Origin of the sequence: Brenneria alni (assembly GCF_003666245.1) — a bacterium.
GTDB lineage: Bacteria > Pseudomonadota > Gammaproteobacteria > Enterobacterales > Enterobacteriaceae > Brenneria > Brenneria alni.
Genome location: NZ_MJLZ01000065.1, coordinates 1 through 12,494 on the forward strand (window position 1 = coordinate 1; position 12,494 = coordinate 12,494).

The window sequence follows — 12,494 nt, forward strand, 5'->3', positions numbered from 1 at the left end:
AAACTGCATCCGTCCGGTAGCCGTGGGCCGCAAGAACTGGCTTTTTGCCGGATCGTTGCGCGCCGGGCAACGGATGGCGTCTATCCTGAGTCTGCTGGAAACCGCGAAACTCAACGGCCACGACCCGTATATCTGGCTGCGTGACGTATTAACGCGCTTGCCTATCTGGCCCAACAACCGGATCAGCGAACTGTTGCCTTACGCCGAAAATAGCTTTAGCTGATACCGACCAGTCTATAATGTTACTTCAGTCGCGCAATGTGAGTTCGCCGGACGCTTACGTTGTGTGGTGCGGTAAAAATCGATTAATACTTTAACCTTCTCTTGTTTATCCAATGCCATTGCCAGTAACGGTGTCGACTTATCGATAGGTTTCACCAGGGTGATCAGCTAAGGTAATGGTCGGGTAGACGCCAAACACCACACGTTTTTCTTTACCTGCGATCCGGTATTTCATGCGCCAGCTTTTGGTGCCGTTAGGGAACACCTCCAGATACATGCCCCCACCATCTGCTAACTTGTAGGGTTTATCTTTGGGCTTGGCAGTCTCGACCTGTCTGGCATTGAGCTTCATCTGGGGGTATCTCCTTTAGACCGAACAGCGAATACCCCCATTGATACCCCCAACTCACCGTAGATTTCTGTGAACGTGAGTAGACGAGCAGAGACAATAAGGGCCGTGAAACCGCGTATTATAAGGGTTTAAAGAGTGTTTGAGTAGACTTAGGGAGACGTTAAAATAGGTAGGATGGTGCCGATAATAGGAGTCGAACCTACGACCTTCGCATTACGAATGCGCTGCTCTACCAACTGAGCTATATCGGCGTTGGGGATCGTCATGGCGAGTGCATGACGATGGACTACGGGGTGACAAACTATTGAAAATGAAGCGCCAAGTCAAGCATTTGGCGGCCGTCTGCTGGTTTTATAACCGTCACGTCGGAGATAGGGATTCTCTGATAATTTTCCAAACTGATAACAGAGAACCCTATAACTTTCCGGTTTAAAAAATTTCCGGGAGAAATTTTTAACGCCGCTGGCAGCGGCCCGAAGGGGGTGGGCAAGGAGAGCCCTCCATAAAAAGCGGGATTACGGGCGAACCAGATCGTTACCGTAACCAATCCATTTATAGGTGGTCAGCGCATCTAATCCCATCGGGCCGCGTGCATGTAACTTTTGCGTGCTGACAGCCACTTCCGCGCCCAGGCCAAATTGTCCGCCATCGGTAAAGCGGGTGCTGGCATTGACGTAAACCGCTGATGAGTCCACTTGGCGCACAAAGCGTTCCGCATTGCTCAGGGAGCGGGTCAGGATCGCGTCTGAGTGCTGCGTGCCATGCTGGCGGATGTGGGCCACGGCGTCATCCAGACAGTCAACCAGCGTGACGTTGAGATCGTTTGAAAGCCATTCATCGTCATAGTTGGCTTCTTCTACTTCTACTACTTTCGCCGGGCCATCCGTCAGGAACGGCATGGCGGATGAGCTGGCATGTAAGGTGACACCCGCCGCCGCCATTTTTTTGCTCAATTCAGGCAGGAAGAGAGGCGCAATACTTTGATTGACCAGCAGTGTTTCCAGACTGTTACAAGCGCTGGGACGCTGTACTTTGGCGCTTTCAATCACCGTCAGGGCTTTGTCGAAATCAATGCTTTCGTCGGCGTAAATGTGGCACACTCCGATCCCGCCTGTGATGACCGGGATCGTTGACTGTTCGCGGCAGAGTTTGTGCAGGCCCGCGCCGCCGCGGGGGATCAGCATGTCGACATAGCGATCCAGCTTCAGTAACTGGCTCACCAGTTCACGGTCCGGGCTTTCAATGGCCTGAACCGCTGACTCAGGCAAGCCGCATTGTGCCAGCGCCTGCTGGATCACCTTTACTGTCGCGGCGTTGGTGCGATAAGTTTCCTTACCGCCACGCAGAATCACTGCGTTGCCGGTTTTCAGGCATAGTGACGCCACATCGATGGTGACGTTAGGGCGCGCTTCATAAATCACACCGACCACACCGAGCGGCACACGGCGGCGCTCCAGCCTGAGACCGCTGTCCAACATCCGACCATCGATCACCTGCCCTACCGGGTCGGTCAGCCGGCATATCTGGCGGACATCGTTGGCAATCGCCGTCAGCCGCTCCGGCGTTAGCAGCAGCCGATCGAGCAGCGCTTCGCTCATGCCGTTCTGTCTTGCCTGTGCGACATCCTGCTCATTGGCCGCCAGAATCAGCTCGCTTTCCAACTCCAGTAAATCCGCCATCATCGACAAGGCACGATCTTTTTCAGCCGTACTCAGCGCCGCCAACTGGTAAGACGCGGCCTTTGCCGCTTTGCCCATTTGTTCAAGCATCGCGTACTCCTTAATTAATAATCATATCGTCCCGGTGGACTGCTACCGGGCCATATTCGTAACCGAGAATATCAGCTATCTGCTGAGAGTGGTGCCCGGCAATCATACGCAGTGCGTCGCTGTTATAGCGGGTTACGGCATGTGCCACATCACGGCCCGTCAGGCTACGGATACGGATGACCTCACCACGGGAGAAGTTTCCCATCACCTCGCGGATTCCTTTGGGCAATAAAGAGCTGCCGCGTTCAAGGATCGCCGCGAGCGCGCCATCATCCACGGTAATTTCACCCGCCGGGGGGGCGCCAAATATCCAGCGTTTACGGCTTTCCAGCGGGGCTTCCAGCGCATGAAAGCGCGTGCCGACAGGCACATCCGCTATCACGTCGCCAATAACACCGGGCTTACTGCCCGCCGCAATCACCACGTCAATGCCCGCACGGCAGGCAACGTCTGCGGCCTGTAATTTTGTCGACATTCCGCCGGTGCCCAGACCGGATACGCTATCACCGGCAATACCACGCAGCGCGTCGTCGATACCGGTAACCTCACGGATCAGTTCAGCATCGGGATTTTTGCGGGGGTCGGCGGTGAACAAGCCGGCCTGATCGGTCAGCAGCAGCAGTTTGTCGGCATCGGCCAGAATGGCCGCCAATGCAGAGAGGTTATCATTGTCACCGACTTTGATTTCCAGAGTCGCCACCGCATCATTTTCATTAATAACAGGCACGATATGGTTATCCAACAGCGCCCGCATGGTGTCACGCGCATTGAGAAAACGCTCGCGGTCTTCCAGATCGGCACGGGTCAGCAGCATCTGCCCGATATGAATACCATAGATGGAAAATAGTTGTTCCCACAGTTGGATCAAGCGGCTTTGCCCTACCGCCGCCAGCAGTTGTTTGCTGGCAATCGTGGCCGGAAGCTCCGGATAGCCCAAATGTTCACGCCCGGCGGCAATCGCCCCTGAGGTTACAATAACAATCCGGTGCCCTGCCGCATGTTGCTGCGCACACTGACGCACCAGTTCAACCATATGGGCCCGGTTAAGGCGGCGCGAACCGCCGGTTAGCACGCTGGTGCCAAGTTTCACAACCAAAGTCTGGCTGCCGCTCATAATTTTTCTGCCGTTGAAAGTCATCAAAAAAGAACAAATAAGAAAAACGTTGTAACAGGACGGGCGCGTTATGCCAACAGTCACAACGCGAAAACCCGCGAATAAATCAGGGATCAGGCAGGAAGCATCACGGTCGTGCGGTTAATGCGCAGACTGGGTCCAACGATTGCAGGAGTTTTTCTAAACGAACATGGAAAGCTTTTCTGGTACTTTCCAGTTGATCCATCACGTCTTTATCTTTGATTTTCTCTTCACGCCAATTGCCGTTTTTATCAAATAAACCAAAGTGGTAATCATAGGTAAAGGCTTGCTCTTGTGCTTCCAGCTTCAGCCACCAGCCCCAAAACTCACGTTTTTCCGGGTCGGGTTTGACATTGACACACACCGCCAGGCAGTCAAAGAAAAAATGGTCGTGCTCACACTGTGCTTCCCGTAAATACGGCCCCAGTGAAGCAAAATGTTTCATGAGTCTGCTTTTCGGGTGTCCACTCGGTAACATCATTCGGCAATCTCCTCGGGTTGAACATTCTTTTTAGCAGAGAATGACAATTTATCAATGCACTAGACTAATTTATGACCTAACCAATGAGTGATTTGCAGTAACGCCTGATGGAAGTTCTGATAGACAGGTGAAAAATTCACCGGCAGCAATTTTCCTTGTTGTGATGAATTGACGATCAAGGTTGCTTCCTCTTTCGGGCTTATCAGGTCGTTATCCCAATATCCGGCCAACATTGGCGTTGGGCAACGCCGTCCCAGTAAGCCTTGTGTTTTGAGAGAATAACGGCCTAATTCTGTTTTCAGCGCCGCATCGGTAGAAAACGGCATTCCCAACCGGCTTGCCATCATATCCATAAACATATCAGGCACTAGATGCTGACGCTGCGCATCACACAACAGGTGATGCACCACCGGCCCCAGACAGGCGACACCACGTAGGCGCTGCGTTTCCAGATAAGCCAGCCGCACGGCGATATTGGCTCCGAAACGAAAACCAAACGCGCCAACGCGGCAATGATCCACCCACGGCACATCCGGCAAAGCCCGCAACACCTGCTGATGCAGGAAACTGGAATCCTGACTCAGTTTCCAGCGTGAAGAAAAGCCCACAGACGGCACATCAATGGTCAGCATGGCCATTCCGGCGGGCGCCAGATAATCACAGAACAGACGATAATAATCACTTTGCAGCGTCTCCAGACCGCCACACATCAGTATCGTTGGGAAAGGCGCTTTTCCCTCATGAGGAAGGTGCAGAAATCCGGTCAGCGACCCGCCGCCTTCAATCGGGAAAGTCAGTTCCTTTAATTCATAGGAGAGATACTTCGCTGCTTCTTCGTAAGCCCGGTTAGCCAGCGTCTGAGCCTGTTCCGCCAGTTCATCACCTTTAAGATGGGGATAGGCGGCGATGCTGTACAGGTTCGCCGCATTCAGCCAGTACTGACCGTTTTGTTCGTTGTCGCCGCCGTCAGTCGCCCGCTGCTGCCAGCTTGCCCCCTGCTTAACCCACTCATAAATCCAGTTGCCGCTGCGGTAGCCAATAACCGTATCCAGTAAGCGCTCACTGCTTCTTTCCGCCTTGCTGACAGCAATACGCGCCAGTACGTCTTCAATATCCCACGGATGAACGCCACGCCAGATCCACAATAGACGGTTAAGCATCCGATACCAGTTGCGGCTGTTTTCCCCCTCCAGCGCGGATTGCGTACCCAATACACTCTGGGTATGAGTAGCTCGCTTCACCAACATGGACGTTTCAGGGTGCTTAAAGGATGGTTTGAACAGGGTTTCTGACAGGTTAGCTTGCGCCACAACAGCCTCCGTTAATGTAAGCCGCCATTGGCGGACAACTAAACTTAATGCTGAGTGTAACTAACTCATCACGGTGAAAACAAATGGCGGTGCGCGCAAATCAACGCGGAAACACGTTATCAGATCAAATCAGCGGTAAATAGAAGATAAGTCTTGAAATAAAAGGCGCTTTCATAAATAACAATGCCCGGCATAACCGGACATTGTCACAGAGGAACAAGCCTCGATCAGCAACCGGCCAGCGGCGGTACAAACACCACGCCCATATCCCACGGCTGCTCGATCCAGGTATCCTGCGGGATGTCGACAATATAGTCGTCAACCAGCGGCTTACCGGCAGGTTTAGCGAAAATAGTGACAAAATGAGCTTTTGGATACATGTCGCGGATGGCTTTTGCAGTGCCGCCGGTATCAACCAGATCGTCCACCACGATAAAACCTTCGCCATCACCCTCTGCGCGCTTGAGCACTTTCATTTCACGCTGGTTATCGTGGTCATAGCTGGAGATACAAACCGTATCAACATGACGAATACCCAGTTCACGAGCCAGCAGCGCGGCGGGAACCAATCCGCCGCGGCTAACGGCAATAATGCCTTTCCATTGGTCGGCAGGCAGTAAGCGCTGTGCCAGTTTGCGGGCCTGAATTTGCAACATGTCCCAGGTTACGACGTACTTTTCGCTCATAAAATATATCCCAGCCGAATAAAAATGGCTCACGTTGAGTCTGAGGGGGAAAAAGGTTGCGCGGGATTATAGATATCCAACGACACAAAAACCAGCGTTATGACTGAGTTTCCTCCTCCTCGATGCAGTCTAAACAAAAATTTGCGGATAACTAAGTACAAAAAGAGATTGGATGCTTGCGGCAGAAAAACAGATTAAACAAGGCAAGAGAAATCAGCCGGAGAGGACGGGGATTAAGGCTGACACTTACCGCGCCTCACCCCGTGACTTTCTCGATCCTGACCGAACAGCAGGCGTACAAAAAATCCGTTATACGATATTGGCCAAGCCGATCGCGTCGCGGTTATGCAACAGGGAAAAGTGGTTGAACAGGGGCCGACCCGGCAGGTACTTAACACCCCACAACATCCGTATACGCAAGCGCTTATCGCTGCCGTACCGGTCTTTCACCCCGGCGCGTCACGCCCTGCGGTCAGCAGCCAGGCTATCCTGACCTTGCAGCACGTCAGCAAAACATTCCGGCAAGGGAGCTGGCTGGCACGTAACAGACGCATATCCCACGCACTGCGGGATATCAACCTGACGCTGCCACAGGGCAGCACGCTCGGTATCGTCGGTGAAAGCGGTTCCGGCAAATCGACGCTGGCCCGCTGTATTGTCCGGCTCTATCAGCCAGACAGCGGAGAGATTATCCTGTCCGGTCAGCAACAGAACGGAACCAACCGCGAGCAGCAGCGCCAGCAAAGCCGTAAAGTGCAGATAGTGTTCCAGGATCCTTTTGCATCGTTAAATCCGCGGCAGACGGTGGGGGAAATAGTGGCAAAGGGGCCGGAGATCCACGGTGAAACACGGAAAAATGCGCTCAAAAAAGCCAGAGATTTATTTGCGCTGGTCGGGTTGGATCCTGAATCCAACCATCGCTACCCGCATGAGTTTTCCGGCGGACAACGTCAGCGGATAGGTTTGGCGCGGGCGCTGGCTATGGAGCCGCGTATCCTGGTGGCGGACGAACCGGTTTCCGCGCTGGATGTTTCCGTTCAGGCACAGGTATTAAACCTGTTGGCGGAATTGCGCCAGCGCCTCGGCCTTTCACTCATTTTTATCACCCATGATCTGCGAGTGGCGGCACAAATCTGCGACCAGATTATCGTCATGAAAGAGGGAAGAATTGTCGAGCAGGGAGACACACACCAGGTATTCCTGCATCCCCAACACAACTATACCCGGCTTCTGCTGAGTGCTATCCCTGGCAAAGGGTGGAACACCCAGACGTCATGAAAAAACTCTCGCGGCGGTTTTTAGCGGCAACCGGCCCCACGATCGGTGGAAAGTGATATTCTGTTTTAACATGCCATATAGGATGGCTGACCGCGATTCACTTTCAACCTGTAGCGCCTGTGCGCCAGACGCGAAGACAGGGCTGCTGAAAAGGAGACTTTAATAGTGTCTGAACTGTCTCAACTTGCTCCACAACCGCTGTGGGACATTTTTGCCAAAATCTGTTCCATTCCACATCCGTCTTATCATGAAGAAGCGCTTGCCGCATATATCCTTGCCTGGGCGAAAGAGAAAGGTATCCATGCCGAGCGCGATCGGGCAGGTAATATTCTGCTGCGCAAAGCGGCGACGGCGGGCATGGAAAAGCGCAAACCGGTCGTTTTGCAGGCGCATCTGGATATGGTGCCACAGAAGAATAACGATACCGTGCATGATTTCACCCAAGACCCCATTCAACCTTATATTGATGGCGAATGGCTGAAAGCCCGCGGCACCACGTTAGGCGCGGATAACGGTATTGGTATGGCCTCAGCGCTGGCGGTGCTGTCTGATAACAATGTAAAGCACGGGCCGCTGGAAGTGTTGCTGACCATGACCGAGGAGTCCGGCATGGATGGCGCGTTCGGTCTGCAACCCAACTGGTTGCAGGGTGAGATTCTGATCAATACCGATTCAGAACAGGAAGGTGAAATTTACATGGGCTGCGCGGGCGGGATCGACTTTATTACCCGTCTGCCGTTAGAACGTGAAACGCTGCCGGACGGTTATCAAACGCTGACGCTGACCTTAAAAGGTCTGAAAGGCGGCCACTCCGGTTGCGATATCCACCTCGGTTTAGGTAATGCCAATAAATTGCTGGCGCGTTTTCTGTTTGAACAGGCCGATAAGCTGGATATTCGCCTGCTGGATCTGAATGGCGGAACGCTGCGCAACGCCATCCCGCGTGAGGCTTTTGCCACACTGGCATTACCGGCGGCCAACGTCGAACAGCTAAAAGCGCAGAGCCAGGACTATCTGTCGGTACTGAAAAACGAACTGTCCGCCGTGGAGAAAAATCTAACCTTGTTGGTGGAAAACAGCGACAGTCAGGCGCTGGCACTCACCAAAGAGGTCAGTTCCCGGCTGCTGGCGTTGCTGAACGCCATGCCGAATGGGGTGATCCGCATGAGTGACGCGGTGAAAGGCGTAGTGGAAACCTCACTGAACATCGGTGTGGTTACCCTGGACGAAAAACAAGCAGAAATTAATTGCCTGATTCGTTCGCTGATTGACAGCGGCAAAGACGCTGTCGTCGGTACGCTGACGGCGCTGGGCCAACTGGCTGGCGCCGACACGTCGCCGAAAGGCGGCTATCCCGGCTGGCAACCTGATGCCACATCACCGGTTATGCATCTGGTACGGGAAACCTATCAGAAACTGTTTAACAAAACCCCGAACATCATGGTGATTCATGCAGGGCTGGAATGCGGGCTATTCAAGAAGCCGTATCCCGATATGGATATGGTGTCAATCGGGCCGACCATCACCGGGCCGCACTCGCCGGATGAACAGGTACATATCGCCAGCGTCGGTCAATACTGGCAGTTGTTGACCGCGCTGCTGAAAGCCATTCCTGAACGCGCTTAACCCATCATACCGGGCGGCTTGCCTGAGCCGCTCATTCCCAATTCAACACCAGTTGGCGCTCAATTTGCGGATCGAGCAGGGTGACATGTAACCCCACCAGCCGAACACCCCGCTCATCACGCCTTTCCCTCCAGGTTTGCTGCGCCAGCGTGAGCAAATCCTGTTTATTCAACACCGGCCACACGTGTTCCTGCGTGGTCTGGCGGAAATCATCAAACTTCAGCTTTACCCCCTGCCGCGCAATGTGCAGGTCTGGCTTTACCCGCTTTAAGCGTAATTCAAGTTCCTGATAAAGTTGCTCGATTAAACCCTCGCACTCGTGCCAGTGGTGAATATCCCGCGCCAGCGTTTTTTCAACACCAACAGACTTGCGTAATCTGTCTGGTGATACAGACCGTTCATCAATACCGTGGCAGCGCTCCCACAGGATACGGCCAAATTTACCGAAACTTTTTAACAACTCCGCCAGCTCATAACGGCGCACATCGGCACAGGTGAGCAGCCTTTTCTCTTCCAGCCGCTTTGCCGTCACTTGACCAACGCCGGGGATCTTGGCTAACGGCAATGACAATATAAAGGCATCCACCTGATCCGGGGGGATAACGTACTGGCCATTAGGTTTATTCAACTCAGAGGCGACCTTGGCCAGAAATTTGATCGGGGCGACACCGGCGGATGCCGTCAGATTCAGCTCATCAAAAATAGTCTGACGGATTTCTTCTGCTATCAGCGTCGCAGAACCATTGCAATAAGGGCTGTCGGTCACATCCAGATAGGCTTCATCGAGAGAAAGCGGCTCAATAAGCGAAGTGTAGCGGGCAAAGATTTCACGGATCTGGCGGGAGGTCGCTTTATATACTTCCATCCGCCCGGAGAGTAGCGTCAGTTGCGGACACAGGCGCAGGGCGGTTGCCGTCGCCATGGCACTGCGCACGCCATAGCGGCGGGCCGGGTAATTTGCAGTGCTGATCACACCACGACGATCGGCGCTGCCGCCAATAGCCAGGGGGATATCGCGCAGGCGCGGATTATCACGCATCTCAATTGCGGCATAGAAGCAATCCATATCAATATGAATGATTTTGCGCATACCCACCTCCTAACAATACTGTATAAATATACAGAATCACATCAACACAAACAAGTTTGGCTAGATTGCTTTATCGTCGTTTTAGCTTTTTTTCTCTTTTCGCCCTTGATTAAAACTAAGGCAGTGATAATGTGAAACCGCCTCATGGCAAAGGAATACGGGACGATAACTTCCCGTCGATGTAATACCGTTTTTATTCATCAGGATCTACAATGCAAAAAATCGCGCTATCATTTGCGATGTTGTTTTTTTTGCCATCCCTTGCTGTTACCAGTGCTGCCAGTGAAACCGCGCCGTTAACAACGATACAAAAAGAATTCAAACAGCAATTATTGGGCTCGCCAATCTATATTCAAATATTTAAGGAAGAGAGAGTATTAGAACTCTACGCTAAAGTAGGCAATGAATATCGCTTATTGGAACATTATCCAATTTGTAAATATTCGGGCGGTCTTGGGCCAAAACGTATCGAAGGTGATTTGAAAAGCCCGGAAGGCTTCTATCAGGTTGATTTACGCCAGCTCAAGCCAGACAGCCGATATTATCGTGCCATCAATATCGGTTTTCCTAATGAATATGACCAATCACAGGGGTATTCGGGCCGCTATCTGATGATCCACGGCGAATGTGTATCCGTGGGTTGCTATGCCATGACCAACAATTACATTGATGAGATTTACCGTTATGCAGAACACGCCCTGCTTAACGGGCAGACAAAAATAGAACTCGCTATTTATCCGTTCCGCATGACGGAAAAAAATATGCAGCGCCACCGTAACTCCACCTATTATTCTTTCTGGCGTCAGTTGCAACCGGGCTATGCTTATTTCAATCAGCATTATCAGCCACCGGCCATCACGGTATTTAACGGGCAATATGTCGTCAGCCCACCGTTGATGACCAGTCAGCCGATATCAAATTACGCGTTCACCGAAACAAAATAAGACAAACTCACCAGGCATGATTTGATGCCAGGTTTCATTTCCCGTCAGTGGTTGCGTTGCCAGCACCGTGACCACATCGTTGGGCGTGGTCTGTTGCTGGAAATCAATTTCCATATCCTGATCCAACAATGTCGCCTTACCAAACGGCGCACGCCGGGTGATCCAGTACAATTTGGTGGAACAGTACCCCATCACAAACTGTCCGTCCGACAGCAACATGTTAAACACACCCTTTTTACGCAGAACATCCGCCTGTCCGGCAATATAACGGAATACCGCAGGCCAGTTACCCGGCGTACGCGGATAGCGTTGCGACAGTTGGTACAGCAGCCAGCAAAACGCAAACTCGCTATCCGTCTGGCCGACAGGCCGGAAAGTGCCAGTATTTAACGAACGATATCCCTTCAGTTGCCCGTTATGTGCAAACGTCCAGTTTCTGCCCCACAGTTCGCGTGTGAAAGGATGGGTGTTTTCCAGCGCAACGGCGCCCCGGTTCGCCTGACGAATATGGGATATCACCGCACAAGATTTGATGGGATTATCCTGCACCAACCTGGCTATCGGCGAGTTATAGCTTGGCAGGGGATCTTTGAAAGTCCGGCAACCACGCCCTTCATAAAAAGTAATTCCCCAGCCATCCCGATGCGGCCCGGTCAGGCCGCCGCGCTGTATCAGTCCGGTAAAACTAAAACAGATATCTGTCGGTACATTTGCGCTCATCCCAAGCAGTTCACACATCGTAACTCTCTTTTAACCTCTCTTGTGCACGCGACCCGCTATCAATTTGAGCTGACAACCATTTCTTTTTCAATTAGTTGGATCAGGATATGGATAGCCTTGATATGGATTTCCTGAATGCGATCGGCATAGCCGAAATGGGGCACACGAATTTCCACATCTGCCGAACCGGCCATTTTTCCACCGTCTTTACCCGTCAGCGTGATGACCTTCATACCCTTTGCCTTCGCCGCCGCGATGGCCTTAATGATATTGCCGGAATTACCTGAGGTTGAGATCCCCAGCAATACATCACCTTCGCGGCCCAGCGATTCCACATACCGGGAGAAAACAAAATCATAACCAAAATCATTACTGACGCAGGAAAGATGGCTGGGGTCCGAAATGGCAATCGCCGGGTAGCCCGGACGGTTTTCACGGTAGCGCCCCGTCAGCTCTTCGGCAAAATGCATCGCATCACAGTGTGAACCGCCATTGCCACAGGAAATCACTTTCCCCCCCGCTTTAAACGCATCAGCCAGCAATACCGCCGCATCCTGAATAGACTGAATATTCGCGTCATCACTCAAAAACGTATTCAACGTTTCTGCGGCTTCTTTCAGCTCACTACGGATTAAGTCCTGATACATAGCATCCTCTCATATTGTCTGGTGACATCATCATATTCTGCCATGCAGTGTAGCGGATCGCTGAAACAGCGAGAAGCGCGTAATGTCACGATTGTCAGGATCGCTGACGCCAATCAGAAAAAACTGAACGGCCGTCCGGCTTGCGAGATAAGTTGTAATTATGATGTAAATTAATTGATAAAAATAATCAAATAAACTACAACAAACATAAGCCAACAGGTCAAACCTCTTATG

Annotated in this window: 14 protein-coding genes, 1 tRNA gene and 1 pseudogene; 4 read left to right on the plus strand and 12 right to left on the minus strand. The window is 52.2% G+C overall.

Annotated features, from left to right (window positions below; translation table 11 throughout):
• Positions 1-223: transposase domain-containing protein (locus BIY29_RS18820; protein ID WP_147437179.1), on the plus strand; the 223-nt coding region annotated here is incomplete at its 5' end.
• Between the two features lie 11 nt (positions 224-234).
• Here BIY29_RS18820 and BIY29_RS21090 read toward each other — a convergent pair.
• From BIY29_RS21090 to gpt, 8 genes and pseudogenes are all read right to left on the minus strand, one after another.
• Positions 235-342 carry a hypothetical protein gene (locus tag BIY29_RS21090; protein ID WP_240630214.1) on the minus strand — a complete coding sequence of 36 codons (108 nt, stop codon included), beginning with the start codon at positions 340-342 and terminating at the stop codon, positions 235-237.
• A 43-nt stretch (positions 343-385) separates the two neighbouring features.
• Positions 386-574, minus strand: a pseudogene (locus BIY29_RS18830) (Arm DNA-binding domain-containing protein); the annotation flags it as partial.
• Between the two features lie 175 nt (positions 575-749).
• Positions 750-825: transfer RNA gene (locus tag BIY29_RS18835), tRNA-Thr, on the minus strand.
• Between the two features lie 264 nt (positions 826-1,089).
• A complete protein-coding gene (proA, locus tag BIY29_RS18840) occupies positions 1,090-2,343 on the minus strand; it encodes a glutamate-5-semialdehyde dehydrogenase (RefSeq protein ID WP_121576560.1) in 1,254 nt (417 codons plus the stop codon).
• A gap of 10 nt (positions 2,344-2,353) precedes the next feature.
• Complete coding sequence (gene proB / locus BIY29_RS18845; RefSeq protein ID WP_121576561.1) at positions 2,354-3,457, minus strand: glutamate 5-kinase; 1,104 nt, start codon at positions 3,455-3,457, stop codon at positions 2,354-2,356.
• A gap of 127 nt (positions 3,458-3,584) precedes the next feature.
• Positions 3,585-3,959: a sigma factor-binding protein Crl gene (crl, locus tag BIY29_RS18850; RefSeq protein WP_121576562.1), complete on the minus strand. Its 375-nt coding sequence runs from the start codon at positions 3,957-3,959 to the stop codon at positions 3,585-3,587.
• Positions 3,960-4,018: 59 nt separating this feature from the next.
• The gene (gene frsA, locus BIY29_RS18855) at positions 4,019-5,269 is read right to left on the minus strand and encodes an esterase FrsA (RefSeq protein ID WP_121576563.1); all 1,251 of its coding nucleotides are present in this window, start codon (positions 5,267-5,269) and stop codon (positions 4,019-4,021) included.
• A 227-nt stretch (positions 5,270-5,496) separates the two neighbouring features.
• Positions 5,497-5,955, minus strand: a complete 459-nt coding sequence (gpt, locus tag BIY29_RS18860) for a xanthine phosphoribosyltransferase (RefSeq protein WP_121576564.1) — start codon at positions 5,953-5,955, stop codon at positions 5,497-5,499.
• Between the two features lie 345 nt (positions 5,956-6,300).
• Here gpt and BIY29_RS18865 point away from each other — a divergent pair, with 345 nt between their 5' ends.
• Together BIY29_RS18865 and pepD are read left to right on the plus strand one after the other, a co-directional pair.
• Positions 6,301-7,233: an ATP-binding cassette domain-containing protein gene (locus BIY29_RS18865; protein ID WP_240630212.1), complete on the plus strand. Its 933-nt coding sequence runs from the start codon at positions 6,301-6,303 to the stop codon at positions 7,231-7,233.
• A gap of 165 nt (positions 7,234-7,398) precedes the next feature.
• Entirely contained in the window at positions 7,399-8,859 is a 1,461-nt protein-coding gene (gene pepD / locus BIY29_RS18870; protein WP_121576565.1) for a beta-Ala-His dipeptidase, read from the plus strand.
• Between the two features lie 31 nt (positions 8,860-8,890).
• On the opposite strand, the gene dinB is transcribed toward pepD, so the two are convergent.
• Positions 8,891-9,949: a DNA polymerase IV gene (gene dinB, locus BIY29_RS18875; protein ID WP_121576566.1), complete on the minus strand. Its 1,059-nt coding sequence runs from the start codon at positions 9,947-9,949 to the stop codon at positions 8,891-8,893.
• A gap of 212 nt (positions 9,950-10,161) precedes the next feature.
• Between dinB and dpaA the strand changes: the two genes are divergently transcribed.
• The gene (gene dpaA, locus BIY29_RS18880; RefSeq protein ID WP_121576567.1) at positions 10,162-10,893 is read left to right on the plus strand and encodes a peptidoglycan meso-diaminopimelic acid protein amidase; all 732 of its coding nucleotides are present in this window, start codon (positions 10,162-10,164) and stop codon (positions 10,891-10,893) included.
• Here the strand turns inward: dpaA and BIY29_RS18885 are convergent.
• The 3 genes from BIY29_RS18885 to BIY29_RS20455 form a co-directional block, all read right to left on the minus strand.
• Positions 10,864-11,631, minus strand: coding sequence for a class II glutamine amidotransferase (locus BIY29_RS18885; RefSeq protein ID WP_121576568.1), 768 nt, complete (start codon positions 11,629-11,631; stop codon positions 10,864-10,866). The genes dpaA and BIY29_RS18885 overlap by 30 nt on opposite strands.
• A gap of 41 nt (positions 11,632-11,672) precedes the next feature.
• A complete protein-coding gene (gene lpcA / locus BIY29_RS18890; RefSeq protein WP_121576569.1) occupies positions 11,673-12,260 on the minus strand; it encodes a D-sedoheptulose 7-phosphate isomerase in 588 nt (195 codons plus the stop codon).
• 30 nt (positions 12,261-12,290) lie between these two features.
• On the minus strand, positions 12,291-12,494 hold a 204-nt coding region (locus tag BIY29_RS20455; RefSeq protein ID WP_205680378.1), incomplete at its 5' end, for a hypothetical protein.